Below are 13,277 nucleotides of genomic sequence, written 5' to 3'. Positions count from 1 at the left end.
TATCTCAAACCTGTTCCTTTGATCAGGGCAAGTGTTTTTCGCACGGCTCGAAACCGCACGATTGCTTGATGGGGATCCAACATCAGGCTAAGTAACCACGTCTTGCGGTGTTACAGGGTCAATTTATGTCCGGCTTGTCTAAATCTGGTTTGCCACCCTTTGTGGATCCACTCAATCGTGCAGCCCGCCTGAGCGTGGCCCCGATGATGGATTGGACGGATCGACATTGTCGGTATTTTCATCGGCTGATCAGTCGTGAGACATTGCTTTACACTGAAATGGTCACATCGCCTGCCTTGGTCCAAGGGGGCGCTTTGCATTTGCTTGATTTCAACGCGGCAGAACAACCTGTTGCGCTACAGTTGGGCGGATCGGATCCGACGGAATTGGCCAAGGGTGCGAAAATTGGCGCAGACCACGGCTATGCCGAGATCAATCTGAACTGCGGATGTCCTTCCGACCGGGTGCAATCGGGCAGTTTTGGCGCCGTTCTGATGGAAGAGCCTGAAAAGGTCGCGGAGTGCGTGGCGTCCATGGCGGAGGCGGTCGATGTGCCTGTGACCGTGAAATGCCGCATCGGCGTAGATGATCAAAACCCGGAAGAGGTGCTGCCGGATTTTCTGGCCAAGGTCAGTGCCGCTGGGGTGACGCGGTTTACGGTGCATGCGCGCAAAGCATGGTTGCAGGGCCTCAGCCCCAAGGAAAACCGCGATATCCCGCCGCTGGATTATGACCTTGTGCTGCGGATGAAAGCAGACTTTCCGCAGCTGCATCTTTCGATCAATGGCGGTGTTACCGATCTAAAGCAGGCCCAAAGTTTTCTGGACGCAGGGCTGGATGGGGTCATGATCGGACGCGCAGCCTATCACAGCCCTTGGGATGTTTTGGGGGCTGCAGATCATCAAATATATGGTGCAAGTTATGCGTCGTCCCCCTCGCAAGTGGTGCAGGATATGTTGCCCTACATCGAGGCGCATCTCAGCGCTGGCGGACGGCTCAATCAGATCACGCGGCACATGCTGGGACTGTTTCACGGCATGCCGGGCGCGCGGGGATGGCGGCGCTTCTTAAGCGAAAACGCCCATAAACCCGGAGCAGGGCCGGAGGTGGTTTTGGCGGCCCTTGGTCAACGGGAACAGGCTGCATGAGCGTGCTTGCGACCGATGGCTATGCCTTGGTGCCCTATGATGCCAAAGTAGCAAAATGGGCTGCCGCTGCACGGCAAGCCGCAGGTCCTGTCTTAAATGATCCTGACCAAATATCCGCTTGGTTGCGCCATCAGGGCACGTGGTTTGTTGGGGTGGATGCCTTGCCCAATGACGCGGACGGGTCCGTGGGCGGTGTTGCCTTGGAGGTGGCGGGCGTGGATCATGCGCATTGGCACGCGGCGCAAGTTTCTGTGGTGTATCCCGGCTACCCTCAACAAGATCCCACTGAAACGCAGGCCAATCACCGGTTTCGCGTGAACCGCGATGCAGCCCATGTGGATGGATTGCTGCCAGACCCCGCCACGGGGGCGCGGCGGCTCAAAGAACCGCATGGGTTTATTCTGGGATTGCCGTTGAATAAGGCCTCAGGCGGGGCCAGCCCCTTGGTCGTTTGGCGTGGCAGCCACTTGATAATGGGCGCGTTTTTCACCGAGTTTTTCGGGGATCACCCCGTGGAGACATGGGCTGATTTGGATCTAAGCGGCCCATATAAAGACGCGCGCAGGCGGTGTTTTGAACAGTGCGCCCGGGTGGAATTGCCCGCCCAACCGGGCGAGGCCACGTTGCTGCACCGGCATGCGTTGCACGGGGTCGCCCCATGGGCCGATGGGGCCACGGCCCCTGACGAGGGTCGAATGATCGCTTATTTCAGACCGCAAGTTCCGAACTGGCGCGACTGGCTTTAACGTTTGAGCCGTGCCGCCCTGCCGCCGGACCTTTGGGGTTTGGAGGCTGCTGCACGCGATGGCAATTCGTCCATCACCAAACGCCGCACTTCTGGCGAAAATTTCGACCACGCGCCAATCTCGTCCATAGTGCGGTGACAGCCCATGCACTGGCGGGTTTTGGGATCGATCACACATAGCTTGATGCAGGGGCTTTCGATCTCGTCGCGCTGCCAAATCTGGTCGTTCATGATGCCTGCCTCAAATGCCCGATGCGGTCCAATGCCCCTTGCAAGATATAGCCTGCAGCCACATGGTCGATGACCTCTGCGCGACGTTTTCGTGTCGTATCCGCCTCAAGCAATGCGCGTTCGGCGGCCACGGTCGACAGGCGTTCGTCCCAAAACGTGATTGGCAGCGGGGTCAGGCGTTCCAGATTGCGCGCAAACGCCCGGGTTGACTGACAGCGCGGCCCTTCAGAGCCATCCATGTTGCGCGGCAGGCCCAAAACCAATCCCCCGATGGAGCGGCTGTCGCAAATCGCTAGCAATGCTGCTGCATCCAGACTGAATTTCTTGCGTTTGATCGTCTCTAGCGGCGTGGCCACAGACCAAAAATTGTCCGACACGGCCACACCCAGAGTAACCGTGCCCAGATCCAGCCCGGCCAAAGCCCGCATGGGGGCAAGGGCTGCCACGAACTCTTTGATTTCATCGGTGATCATTCAAGAAGGTCCCATTGCAGGGCCACATCGCGCACCCTTGCTAGGTCCTCGGGACGGTCAGCAAACACAGTTTGCGCCTCGGCCCAGATGGCTTTGGCAGGCTCGTATCGGTTCAATACACCCAGCGCGTTGATCAATCGCGCCCATTCCTCGGCGGTGCCGCCCTCCGTTGCCAGACGGTCTGACAGGCTGTCGACCATGCCCTCGATCATCGCCATACGATCATCCGGCGTCATGCCTTGGGCCGCTGCGATTTCCTCGCGCGATGGACCCACTTGTTCGCCCAAGGGCGGCAGGGTAAAGGGCACGCCCGCCCGCATGGCGACTTCTTCAATTTGGCGGCGGATCGGGGTCACCCACGGTGCATCCGGCGGGCTTTCGGCCAAAAGACTGCGCCAAATCTCAAAACTGGCGTCGGGACGACCGGTTTGCGTAAACATCAAGCCCGAATAATACCGCGCAATGCCGTTGGATGGCTCGGCTTCCATAACTTGGATCAAAAGACCTTCGGCTTCGGGCGAGACATAGCCGCCCGCCGCCAAAATCATCATATCTGCCAGATCTGCCAGATCCTGCGGTGTGGCGGTGCGGCCTTTGGCGGTGATCAATTGTTCCTGCGCCTTATAGGCCGCTATAAAATTGCCCAGTTGAGCCTCGTTGCGAGCCAGAAGTGTCAACCCTTGAATATCGCCCGGGCGTTGGGCCACCGCAGCGCGCAATTGGTCCATCAGCGCCAGAAATTCCTCGTTGGCAGGCACCTCTTGCAAGCGTGCCAAATCCGCCTCGGCTTCGGCTACGGCCTGGGATGGGCGATTGATCCGCGCCATTTCGGCAGCCTCAAGGCGGGCGTTTATCGGCAGGTCGGGATAGCCCGGTGCGCCGATCTGTTGGTAGAGGCCCGCAGCGCCCAAAACCAGCAAAGGGGCTACAACCAATGCAGCGATCCGTGGAGCGCCGTCTTTCGCTTCGGTGGTGCTTTGGGATTGCGATAAAGCATCTGCGGCCAGCAGCCGCCGCGACACTTCGGTTTTCAAGGCGTCGGCCTCGTCTTTGGTGACAATGCCCCGGGCCAGATCGCGATCAATTTCCTTGAGCTGGTCGCGGTAGACCTGCACGTCATAACTGGCCGCCGCACGCTGCGTGCGTTGGTTTTGCAAAAGCGCCAGCACGAGGATGGCCGCCACACCAACCGCCAGCAAAATCGAGATGATCCAAAAGCCCATAAAAGCCCCATGTTTTTGTTGTGCCTGAGTAGCGATATATGACGCTGCACAAAAGGGCGTTTTACACATATGTCGTAATTTTGACCCATCATGCCGTTCAACGTCTTGGCAATTTGGATGATCTACCGCAAGTAAGACAGGGTGGGGCACGGCCAGCCCCGTGATTTGATGTGGATTTGCTTATGAGACGGTATTCAGCCTTTGCAATCGCGCGTGAAGCGGCCCGCTATCATACGGGGTGGGAACGGGCGTGGCGTGCGCCAGAGCCCAAGAAAAAGTATGACGTGATCATCATCGGGGCAGGCGGGCACGGTTTGGCCACTGCCTATCACCTTGGCAAAAACCACGGCATCAAAAACGTCGCAGTGATCGAAAAAGGCTGGCTGGGCGGCGGTAACACAGGCCGAAATACCACGATTATCCGCTCGAACTACCTTCAGGATCCCTCTGCTGCGATCTATGAAAAATCCCGTTCGCTCTATGAAACGATGTCGCAGGATTTGAACTACAACGTGATGTTCAGCCCGCGTGGCGTGATTATGCTGGCCCAGACCGAAGCGGAGGTACGCGGCTATCAACGCACGGCCTATGCCAACGCCCTGCAAGGGGTCAAAACCGAATTTATCAATGCCCGCCGCGTCAAGGAACTGTGCCCTATTATGAACATCGAGGGGCCGCGTTATCCGGTGTTGGGTGGTCTGTGGCAGGCCCGTGGTGGCACAGCGCGACACGATGCGGTGGCTTGGGGCTATGCGCGGGCCTGTTCCGACATGGGCATGGATATTATCCAAAAATGCGAGGTGATTGCCGTCCGTCGCGAAGGCGGACGTGTTGTTGGCGTTGATACCACCAAGGGCGCTATTGATTGTGACAAGTTAGGCATCGTTGTGGCCGGTAATTCCGGTGTGGTGGCGGATATGGCAGGCTTCCGTCTGCCGTTGGAATCAGTGTCCTTGCAGGCGTTGGTATCTGAGCCGATCAAACCCTGCATGGATGTGGTGGTGATGGCCAACACAGTGCACGGCTATATGTCCCAGTCCGACAAGGGCGAGATGGTCATCGGGGGCGGCACGGATGGGCACAACAACTACACCCAACGCGGATCCTTCCATCACATCGAAGAAACCGTGCGCGCGCTGGTCGAGACGTTCCCAATGATCGCGCGACTAAAGATGTTGCGCCAATGGGGCGGCATTGTTGATGTCACTGGTGATCGTTCGCCCATCCTGTCGAAAACCCCTGTTGAGGGCGTGTTTATCAACTGTGGTTGGGGCACGGGCGGATTCAAAGCCATCCCCGGTTCGGGATGGGCCATGGCCGAACTCATGGCCAAAGGACGCTCGCCCCTGACAGATGAATTCGGCCTTGACCGCTTCCGCGAAGGCCGGTTCATCGATGAAAGCGTCGCCGCAGGGGTGGCGCACTGATGGGTGGCTTAGTCTTTCTTGGTGGCGGCTTTTGCGCCAAAGGCAATCAGATCGCTGACGTCCAGATCTTTGCCACCGCGGGCTTCCTTGCGACGCGCCACGGCTTGGCGTTCGCGGATAAACATGAAGGCAGACAGGGCAATAATGCAGCCACCAGCGAGCAGAGCGATTGTGTTTTCGGACATGAGGGTTCTCCTTTGACCTATAGCCTAACCGCAAAATCTGAAATTACCAAAAGGGATCTGACATGCTGACCCTCAAATGCCCCTATTGCGGTGTGCAAGCTGATGAAACCGAGTTGCATGGCGATGGCGAGGCGCATCTGACGCGCTTTGGTCCGGATGCCTCCGATGAGGATTTTGAGGGCTATTTGTTCATGCGCAAGAACACCCGCGGGGTGCATTTCGAACGCTGGAGGCATGTTTATGGCTGTGGCAAGTGGTTCCATGCGGTACGTGATACGCAGACTTTGGAAGTTTTTGGCACCTACAGTGCGCAAACCACAGAGCCACCCAAAGAGGTGATCGACGCAATTAAGGCCAAGCGGCCCGATTGGGAGGGCCTGTGATATGAGCGCACGTTTGGCCAATATGGGGCGTTTGATCGACCGATCCGCCCAGATGAAATTCCGCTTTAATGGCGCCTTTATGAAGGGTTTGGCGGGCGACACGCTGGCCTCGGCATTGCTGGCCAATGATCAGATGCTGGTAGGGCGGTCGTTCAAATATCACCGGCCTCGTGGTATTGTGGCGTCCGGCGCAGAAGAACCCAACGCCTTGATGAATTTGGGCGAAGGCGCTGACTTTGAACCCAACGCGCGGGCCACAACGACATGGCTTTACGACGGCCTAAAGGCTAAATCGCAGAACCATTGGCCCAGCCTTGAATTTGATGTGGGGGCTGTGAACAGCAAACTCGGGCGCTTCCTGCCGGCTGGTTTTTATTACAAGATGTTCATCCATCCGCGTCCTTTGTGGAAGCATGTCTATGAGCCGTTTATCCGGCAATCCGCAGGCCTTGGCCGCGCGCCGGATCAACGCGATCAGGATACCTATGAGCATTTCTATGCCCACGTGGATGTATTGATCATCGGTGGGGGCGTTGCGGGTCTTCAAGCGGCTCTGACCGCAGGGGCCGCTGGCGTTAAAGTTTTGCTTCTGGAACAAGAGGCCCATTGGGGCGGTCGCACACCTGTTGATGGCGGCGAGATTGACGGGGTCGGTGCCGAGGTGTGGATTAAAAACGCCCTTCAAGCCCTTGAAAATATGCCAAATGTCACCTTGCGAAGCCGCTGTATGGGTGCAGGCGTCTACGATCATGGGTATGTCTTGGGCTATGAGCGCTTGACAGATCACGCGCCGGATCAGCCGGGCCCACGGCACCGTCTGTGGCGTGTCCGCGCCAAACAAACCATTACTGCCACTGGCGCGATCGAGCGGCCTTTGTCCTTTGCAGGCAACGATGTTCCAGGGGTCATGCTGGCCTCGGCTGTGCGCGATTATGCGGTGAACTACGGTGTCTCCGTGGGGGATCGTACTGTGGTTGTGACCAACAACGACGATGGTTACCGGACAGCGATTGTGATGAAAGAAGCAGGATTAGACGTGCCCGCGATCCTTGATCCACGCGCAACACCTGACAGCGCGTTGATTGCCAAAGCCAAGGAATTGGGCATCCCCGTGCGCATGGGCCAAGCTGTGTCCAAAGTGCTGGGCGGCAAGCGTGTCACTGGCGTGGCGGTGTGTTCCCAAGCCGGTGAAGGCACAGTGATCGAGACGATTGACTGCGATGCAGTAGCCATGTCCGGGGGCTGGTCGCCTGTGGTGCATCTATGGTCCCATTGCGGCGGCAAATTGCTGTGGGATCCGGTAAATGCGTTTTTCAAACCAAACCCTGAGGCCGCCCCAACGGGTGCGTCTGGCGAGGGTATGGTCAAGGTTGCAGGCATCGCCAATGGTCACCTCGGCCTCGGTGCAGTTCTGGCAGATGGGCATGACACGGCGATGGAAGCATTGGCTGCTTTAGGTGTGAAAATCGCCAAATCCAAAGCCTCAACCGCGCAAGATGTGCTCGAGGCGCCGATGTTGCCAGTTTGGTCGATGCCGCAAGGGGCGAACAAGGATCTGCGGGCCAAAACTTGGCTGGATTTCCAAAACGATGTGAAAGTCACTGACGTGCAATTGGCTGCCCAAGAAGGCTATGAGAGTGTGGAGCATACCAAACGCTACACCACGCTGGGTATGGCTACAGATCAGGGTAAGTTGAGCAATATCAACGGATTGGCCGTACTTTCGGATGCGCTTGGCGCGGATATTCCGCAAGTGGGCACCACCACGTTCCGCCCGCCATACACGCCAATTTCGATGGCCTCTATCGCTGGTGAAGCGCGCGACGAGATTTTTCAGCCACTGCGCCGCACGCCGATCCACAGCTGGCACGAAGAGCAAAACGCGTTCTTTGAACCTGTCGGCCACTGGCGCAGGCCCTATTGCTACCCGCAAAACGGTGAAAGCCACGCAGAGGCCGTCACCCGCGAGATTAATGCGACACGCGGCAGTCTTGGCCTGTTGGATGCCTCGACCCTTGGCAAGATCATCGTCAAAGGGCCTGATGCGGGCAAATTCCTCGACATGCTCTATACCAATATGATGAGCACCTTGAAGGTGGGGCGCTGTCGCTACGGGCTGATGTGTTCGGAAAACGGGTTCCTTAGCGATGACGGCGTTGTGGCGCGAATTTCCGAGGATACGTACCTTTGCCACACGACGACCGGTGGGGCGGACCGTATCCATGGGCATATGGAAGAATGGCTGCAAACCGAATGGTGGGACTGGCAGGTCTACACAGCCAATGTGACCGAACAATATGCACAGATCGCTGTTGTGGGGCCAAACGGGCGCAAGCTGCTAGAGAAACTGGGCGGCATGGATGTCTCGAAAGAGGCACTGCCGTTTATGAGTTGGGCCGATGGGCAAATTGGCGGCTTTGACTGTCGCGCCTACCGGATCAGTTTCTCGGGTGAGCTGAGCTATGAAATTGCTGTTCCTGCCTCCCAAGGTCGCGCGTTCTGGGATGCGTTGCTAGATGCTGGGGCAGAGTTTGGTATCACGCCTTACGGCACAGAAGGGCTGCATGTGATGCGCGCCGAAAAGGGCTTTATCATGATCGGGGACGAGACCGACGGCACCGTGATCCCGCAGGATCTGGGACTGCATTGGGCGATCTCGAAAAAGAAAGAGGATTATCTGGGCAAACGCGCACAAGCGCGCAGTTTTATGGACAATCCAGACCGTTGGCAGTTGGTGGGCCTCGAGTCGGTCGATGGCAAAGTGATCCCTGACGGGGCCTATGCGGTGGGCGAGGGCACGAACGATAATGGTCAGCGCAACACAATTGGGCGCGTCACCTCGACCTATTATTCGCCGACCTTGGATCGCGGAATTGCCATGGGGTTGGTCCACAATGGACCTGACCGTATGGGCGAGCGGATCGAGTTTCCGATGCTAGATGGCACCTCAATGTTCGCGCGTATCGTCGATCCAGTGTTCTTTGACAAAGAAGGGGCAAAGCAAAATGTCTAACCTGCAAAGCCCATTGAATGGTGCCAGTTATGAGGGCCTCATTCATATCCAAGAGGCCGGATTGCGTGGCATGATTACGCTGCGCGGTGATCTAAGCGACATCAAAGTCAAAAACGCAGCCACTGGTGTGGCAGGTGTGGACATGCCTGGAATGGGCGAGGCGCGCTGCGTCGATGAGCGTGCGATTTGCTGGATGTCGCCGGATGAATTGCTGATCACAGCGCCCTACGGCGAAGTGGCCGCAGACATGGCCAAGATGGAAAACACCCTTGGCACGTCCCATCATTTGATTGCCAATGTCTCTGATGCGCGTGCGGTCTTTATCCTGCAAGGCGACAAACTGCGCGATGTACTGGCCAAGCTGACACCTACCGATATGTCCCCCGAGGCCTGTCCGGTTCTTGCGATGAAGCGGACGCGATTTGCCCAAGTGCCCGCGGCGTTCTGGTTCCGCTCAGACACTCAGGTCGAGCTGATTTGTTTCCGGTCCGTGGCCCAATATATGTTCGATTTGCTCAAAGCCGCCGCCGACCCAAACGCAGATGTGGGTTACTTTTCGTAACAACTGGGCTTGACGCGGCATCTTAAGGCGCTCAGTTAAGTCGCAGACCACACAACCGTAAAACGAGGGGCTGACACATGGCTTTTGAACTTCCCGATCTTCCATATGCACACGACGCACTGGCCGACAACGGCATGTCGAAAGAGACATTGGAATACCACCACGACTTGCACCACAACGCTTATGTCACCAATGGCAACAAGGCGATTGAAGGCACGGAATGGGCTGGAAAAACCCTCGAAGAGATCATCGTCGGCACCTATGACGCCTCAGCTGTGGCCCAAAACGGCATCTTCAACAACATCAGCCAATTGTGGAACCATAACCAGTTTTGGGAAATGATGGGTCCGGGCAAATCGTCCATGCCTTCCGAACTGGAAGCTGCGATTAAAGACAGCTTTGGCAGCGTTGATGAATTTAAATCCCAGTTTTCCGCTGCTGGCGCAGGCCAGTTCGGATCGGGCTGGGCATGGTTGGTCAAAGATTCTGACGGTGGCCTGAAAGTGACCAAAACGGAAAATGGCGTGAACCCTTTATGCTTTGGTCAAACCACTTTGCTGGGCTGCGATGTTTGGGAACATTCCTATTACATCGATTTCCGCAACGCGCGTCCAAAGTACCTGACCAACTTCCTTGATAACTTGGTCAACTGGGAGAATGTTGCCTCGCGTATGTAAGCGCTGCAACAGGCAATGGATTAGAACGGCGTGCTGCTAAGGCGCGCCGTTTTTGTTTGACCCGAACTGTTGGCACAGGCATTGCAGACCCTATGACCGATCAACTCAAAGGCATTATTGCGATTGTTATTGCCTGTGTGGTTTGGGGCCTGTCGCCGCTGTTTTATGCCTTGGTAGCCCATGTGCCAGCAGGTGAAGTGTTCGCCCATCGCACCATTTGGTCGGTGGTTCTGTTTACAGGCGTGCTGGCGGTACAAGGCCGTCTGTCAGACTTGAGAGGGTGCTTTGCTGATGCAAAGACCATGCTGATCCTACTGTGCGCCAGTGTGATGATCGCCTGTAACTGGTTGCTCTTTATCGTCTCGGTTCAAATCGGGCGGGTCGTAGAAAGCAGCTTGGGCTACTATATCTTTCCGCTGGTGGCCGTGGTCTTGGGGTGGCTGCTGTTCGGCGAACAGTTGTCACGGATGCAAAAGCTGTGCGTGGGGCTGGCGGCACTTGCGGTGGCTACCCTCAGCTTTGGCCTTGGGATCCCGCCGTGGATTGCTTTGGTGTTGGCCACGACGTTTGGCGCCTACAGCGTACTCAAGAAATTCGTGACCCTTGGCCCCGTGGTTTCTGTCACCGCTGAGGTGTTGCTGCTGGCACCTTTTGCGGTGCTTTGGTTGCTGGGCCTGTCCTTGGAGTGGTGGCAGGAAGGTGGTCGCGCGCCTGCTGTTTGGTCGATGGATTGGCGCACCTTGGTGCTGCTAATGCTGGCTGGTCCAATGACGGCTATCCCACTGATCCTGTTTAGCTATTCTGCGAGGCGCGTAGCCTTGTCGACGATCGGTGTCGTACAGTATCTCAATCCAACCTTGCAGTTTGGTTGCGCCGTTTTGATCTTTGGCGAGGCATTCACGGGCTGGCACGCTTTGGCGTTTGGCCTGATATGGATTGCGGTCACCCTATATTCGGTGTCCGGTTATGCCGCAGAAAGGCGCGCGCGCAAAGCGGCGATGGCGGTGTCGGTAGTGGGATAAACCTCGACAAAATCCAGCAGGCTGGCATCGGCAAACCCGTCGGCCACGATATGGTCCAAAAGCTCACGCAGCTTGTCCCAATAGCCACCGGAATTGATCACGATTATCGGTTTGCTGTGCAGGCCCAATTGCCGCCATGTGAGCACTTCGAAGAATTCGTCCAGAGATCCGGCACCACCGGGCAGCATGACCACGGCATCACAATTCATGAACATCACTTTTTTGCGCTCGTGCATATTCTCGGTGACGACAAAACTGGTTAGATCCTTTTTACCAACCTCGCGGTCAAACAGATGCACTGGGATCACGCCAAACGTCTCGCCCCCAGCGGACTGACAGCCCTCAGCAACCGCGCCCATCAGGCCTACATCGCCCGCGCCGTAAACCAAACGCCAGCTTTCTTGGGCGATTTGTTGGCCCAGGCCAAAGGCGTCACGTTTATATTGCGGGTTTGCGCCAAAGCGTGAGCCACAAAAGACACAGATTGAGGGGGCAATGGCAGGCATAAGGGGTCTCCGGGCAAAGGTCTTTTGACCCTTGATAGAGGGCTTGATACTGTGTGCCAAGCGCTGCAGAGGCGCATGCGCTTGGGGGAGCACATTAAATGCAGGGACAGCCCATTTTTTATTGGTCGGCCGGGGTCGTAGCGGTGGCAACCGTGGTCGGTTGGGTGGCCTACAGTCAATCTGCCTTTGATCGCGCAGCGGCTGTCGACGCGGCTGTTGAAAAAGCAGCTTTGGTTCAGCCCCAGCCAGTTGAGGCCAAGACAGATGCGCCCGAACCAACGAGTGCTGAGCCTGCTGTTTCAGAACCTATGGCCCTAGAGCCTGTTGTGGCAGAGGTTGAGCCAGAGGGTGCCCTAGAAACAACGGGACCTGAGGCGTTAACGGGCCCATCCTTTGACGTCGTGCGGGTCGAGACCAACGGCAGCACCTTGGTTGCAGGTAAAGCGGCCCCATTTGCAGAAGTGACGGTTTTGTTGGATGACGCTGAAATTGGCCGCACAACGGCTGGTGGTGACGCGAATTTCGTGGTGTTTCTAGACATCGCTGCCAGCACGTCTGCGCGTGTCTTGGGGCTGTCGATGGAGACCGGGGACGGAACAAAGTTGATGGCAGAGGATACGCTGATCCTTGCCCCCGTTCTGACCCCAGCCGTTGTGGCTGAAGCCGAAGTTGAGGACCCCGCGGCCCCTGAAAGTGGGGTTGAGCAAGCTGCCGAGCCTATTACGCCAGAAGTCGTGGCCGAAGTGGTTCCGACCCCGCAAGTTGAAGACGTTCCCAACGGCAAAGATGATGGGCTTGTAGTAGAGTCCACCGAAGTTGAGGCCCCACAACCCAAGCCAGATGCCTCGGATATAGCCGAAGATGAAGCACCGGAACCTGAACAAACGCAGGTTGCTGAGGCGGTTCAGGACGTGATCGAGCCGGTGATTGACGCTGTTGAGCCTATTGTGCCCCAAAACGCTGTCACACAAACTGCCGAAGCCGAAAGTACGCCAGAACCTATGGTCGAGGTCGCCCCCGCAGTCGTTGAAGATGTGGCCCAAGCCGATGCGGCTGTCGCCCAGGTTGTCACGCCAAGGCCGTTGGATCAGTCTGTGGCCCCCGAGGTAGACGTAACAGTCGCACCGGTCACCGCAGTTCTAAAAAGCACAGCGGATGGGGTAAAAGTCGTCCAACCCGCTGTGCCTGAAGATGCAGCACCTGAGGTTTTGTCTAACGTGGCCTTGGATGCCATTGGCTATGATGCCACGGGAGATGTGCAATTGTCAGGCCGTGCTGTGGGACAGGGCTATGTGCGTGCCTATATCAACAATCAGGCGCTGGAAACCGCCCCGGTCGGTCCCAGCGGCGATTGGGCGATCAATTTGCCCGACGTAGATGCGGGGACATATACCTTGCGGATTGACCAAGTGGACGCCGCCGGTACGGTAACCAGCCGCGTTGAAACCCCGTTCAAACGTGAAGCGCCTGAAGTGGTGCAAGCCGCTCAGTCCCAATCAAACCAATCCCAGATTGCCCTCAAAACCGTTCAGCCCGGTGCCACGCTGTGGGCCATCGCAGAAGAACGGTATGGGGATGGCATGCAGTTTGTCCGTGTGTTTGAGGCCAATCGTGACCGGATCCGTGACCCGGACCTTATTTTCCCCGGCCAAGTGTTTACGGTTCCTCAATAATTTCAGGAA

Annotated in this window: 14 protein-coding genes; 9 read left to right on the top strand and 5 right to left on the bottom strand. The window is 57.1% G+C overall.

The window, feature by feature from the left end; all coding sequences use genetic code 11:
• The first annotated feature begins 125 nt into the window (after positions 1-125).
• Together dusA and ACIRQ6_RS09175 are read left to right on the top strand one after the other, a co-directional pair.
• Positions 126-1,148, top strand: a complete 1,023-nt coding sequence (dusA, locus tag ACIRQ6_RS09180) for a tRNA dihydrouridine(20/20a) synthase DusA (RefSeq protein ID WP_420863826.1) — start codon at positions 126-128, stop codon at positions 1,146-1,148.
• Entirely contained in the window at positions 1,145-1,894 is a 750-nt protein-coding gene (locus ACIRQ6_RS09175; protein ID WP_420863825.1) for a hypothetical protein, read from the top strand. The genes dusA and ACIRQ6_RS09175 overlap by 4 nt, the downstream gene beginning before the upstream one ends.
• On the opposite strand, the gene ACIRQ6_RS09170 is transcribed toward ACIRQ6_RS09175, so the two are convergent.
• Genes ACIRQ6_RS09170 through ccmI form a run of 3 tightly spaced genes read right to left on the bottom strand, consistent with a single transcriptional unit; the run spans position 1,891 to position 3,820 of the window.
• Positions 1,891-2,124 carry a DUF1289 domain-containing protein gene (locus tag ACIRQ6_RS09170; protein WP_420863824.1) on the bottom strand — a complete coding sequence of 78 codons (234 nt, stop codon included), beginning with the start codon at positions 2,122-2,124 and terminating at the stop codon, positions 1,891-1,893. The two genes, ACIRQ6_RS09175 and ACIRQ6_RS09170, sit on opposite strands and share 4 nt — an antisense overlap.
• Entirely contained in the window at positions 2,121-2,597 is a 477-nt protein-coding gene (gene ruvX, locus ACIRQ6_RS09165; protein WP_420863823.1) for a Holliday junction resolvase RuvX, read from the bottom strand. The genes ACIRQ6_RS09170 and ruvX overlap by 4 nt, the downstream gene beginning before the upstream one ends.
• Positions 2,594-3,820, bottom strand: a complete 1,227-nt coding sequence (ccmI, locus tag ACIRQ6_RS09160; protein ID WP_420863822.1) for a c-type cytochrome biogenesis protein CcmI — start codon at positions 3,818-3,820, stop codon at positions 2,594-2,596. Before ccmI ends, ruvX begins: the two co-directional genes overlap by 4 nt.
• A gap of 182 nt (positions 3,821-4,002) precedes the next feature.
• On the opposite strand from ccmI, the gene ACIRQ6_RS09155 reads away from it, so the two are divergent.
• Positions 4,003-5,247, top strand: a complete 1,245-nt coding sequence (locus ACIRQ6_RS09155; protein WP_420863821.1) for a sarcosine oxidase subunit beta family protein — start codon at positions 4,003-4,005, stop codon at positions 5,245-5,247.
• A gap of 8 nt (positions 5,248-5,255) precedes the next feature.
• On the opposite strand, the gene ACIRQ6_RS09150 is transcribed toward ACIRQ6_RS09155, so the two are convergent.
• Positions 5,256-5,432, bottom strand: a complete 177-nt coding sequence (locus tag ACIRQ6_RS09150; RefSeq protein ID WP_420863820.1) for a hypothetical protein — start codon at positions 5,430-5,432, stop codon at positions 5,256-5,258.
• A 62-nt stretch (positions 5,433-5,494) separates the two neighbouring features.
• Between ACIRQ6_RS09150 and ACIRQ6_RS09145 the strand changes: the two genes are divergently transcribed.
• The 5 genes from ACIRQ6_RS09145 to rarD all read left to right on the top strand — a co-directional run bounded on the left by ACIRQ6_RS09145 (position 5,495) and on the right by rarD (position 11,089).
• Positions 5,495-5,815 (top strand): sarcosine oxidase subunit delta, encoded by a 321-nt coding sequence (locus tag ACIRQ6_RS09145; protein WP_420863819.1) that lies wholly within the window; start codon positions 5,495-5,497, stop codon positions 5,813-5,815.
• A gap of 1 nt (position 5,816) precedes the next feature.
• The gene (locus ACIRQ6_RS09140; protein ID WP_420863818.1) at positions 5,817-8,828 is read left to right on the top strand and encodes a sarcosine oxidase subunit alpha family protein; all 3,012 of its coding nucleotides are present in this window, start codon (positions 5,817-5,819) and stop codon (positions 8,826-8,828) included.
• Entirely contained in the window at positions 8,821-9,390 is a 570-nt protein-coding gene (locus ACIRQ6_RS09135; protein ID WP_420863817.1) for a sarcosine oxidase subunit gamma, read from the top strand. Before ACIRQ6_RS09140 ends, ACIRQ6_RS09135 begins: the two co-directional genes overlap by 8 nt.
• 77 nt (positions 9,391-9,467) lie before the next feature.
• Positions 9,468-10,067 (top strand): superoxide dismutase, encoded by a 600-nt coding sequence (locus tag ACIRQ6_RS09130; protein WP_420863816.1) that lies wholly within the window; start codon positions 9,468-9,470, stop codon positions 10,065-10,067.
• A 92-nt stretch (positions 10,068-10,159) separates the two neighbouring features.
• Positions 10,160-11,089 (top strand): EamA family transporter RarD, encoded by a 930-nt coding sequence (rarD, locus tag ACIRQ6_RS09125; RefSeq protein ID WP_420863815.1) that lies wholly within the window; start codon positions 10,160-10,162, stop codon positions 11,087-11,089.
• Here rarD and ACIRQ6_RS09120 read toward each other — a convergent pair.
• Positions 11,032-11,595 (bottom strand): TIGR00730 family Rossman fold protein, encoded by a 564-nt coding sequence (locus tag ACIRQ6_RS09120; RefSeq protein ID WP_420863814.1) that lies wholly within the window; start codon positions 11,593-11,595, stop codon positions 11,032-11,034. The genes rarD and ACIRQ6_RS09120 overlap by 58 nt on opposite strands.
• 98 nt (positions 11,596-11,693) lie before the next feature.
• Here ACIRQ6_RS09120 and ACIRQ6_RS09115 point away from each other — a divergent pair, with 98 nt between their 5' ends.
• Positions 11,694-13,268 carry a LysM peptidoglycan-binding domain-containing protein gene (locus ACIRQ6_RS09115; RefSeq protein WP_420863813.1) on the top strand — a complete coding sequence of 525 codons (1,575 nt, stop codon included), beginning with the start codon at positions 11,694-11,696 and terminating at the stop codon, positions 13,266-13,268.
• Positions 13,269-13,277: the final 9 nt, after the last annotated feature.

Source organism: Algirhabdus cladophorae, assembly GCF_044772865.1.
Taxonomy (GTDB): domain Bacteria; phylum Pseudomonadota; class Alphaproteobacteria; order Rhodobacterales; family Rhodobacteraceae; genus Algirhabdus; species Algirhabdus cladophorae.
This window is presented reverse-complemented; position numbering and strand designations above follow the sequence as displayed.

Bases quoted from the DNA above. Each gene is read 5' to 3' on its own strand.
- dusA (WP_420863826.1), top strand. From the start codon at position 126: ATGTCCGGCTTGTCTAAATCTGGTTTGCCACCCTTTGTGGATCCACTC.
- ACIRQ6_RS09175 (WP_420863825.1), top strand. From the start codon at position 1,145: ATGAGCGTGCTTGCGACCGATGGCTATGCCTTGGTGCCCTATGATGCC.
- ACIRQ6_RS09170 (WP_420863824.1), bottom strand. From the start codon at position 2,124: ATGAACGACCAGATTTGGCAGCGCGACGAGATCGAAAGCCCCTGCATC.
- ruvX (WP_420863823.1), bottom strand. From the start codon at position 2,597: ATGATCACCGATGAAATCAAAGAGTTCGTGGCAGCCCTTGCCCCCATG.
- ccmI (WP_420863822.1), bottom strand. From the start codon at position 3,820: ATGGGCTTTTGGATCATCTCGATTTTGCTGGCGGTTGGTGTGGCGGCC.
- ACIRQ6_RS09155 (WP_420863821.1), top strand. From the start codon at position 4,003: ATGAGACGGTATTCAGCCTTTGCAATCGCGCGTGAAGCGGCCCGCTAT.
- ACIRQ6_RS09150 (WP_420863820.1), bottom strand. From the start codon at position 5,432: ATGTCCGAAAACACAATCGCTCTGCTCGCTGGTGGCTGCATTATTGCC.
- ACIRQ6_RS09145 (WP_420863819.1), top strand. From the start codon at position 5,495: ATGCTGACCCTCAAATGCCCCTATTGCGGTGTGCAAGCTGATGAAACC.
- ACIRQ6_RS09140 (WP_420863818.1), top strand. From the start codon at position 5,817: ATGAGCGCACGTTTGGCCAATATGGGGCGTTTGATCGACCGATCCGCC.
- ACIRQ6_RS09135 (WP_420863817.1), top strand. From the start codon at position 8,821: ATGTCTAACCTGCAAAGCCCATTGAATGGTGCCAGTTATGAGGGCCTC.
- ACIRQ6_RS09130 (WP_420863816.1), top strand. From the start codon at position 9,468: ATGGCTTTTGAACTTCCCGATCTTCCATATGCACACGACGCACTGGCC.
- rarD (WP_420863815.1), top strand. From the start codon at position 10,160: ATGACCGATCAACTCAAAGGCATTATTGCGATTGTTATTGCCTGTGTG.
- ACIRQ6_RS09120 (WP_420863814.1), bottom strand. From the start codon at position 11,595: ATGCCTGCCATTGCCCCCTCAATCTGTGTCTTTTGTGGCTCACGCTTT.
- ACIRQ6_RS09115 (WP_420863813.1), top strand. From the start codon at position 11,694: ATGCAGGGACAGCCCATTTTTTATTGGTCGGCCGGGGTCGTAGCGGTG.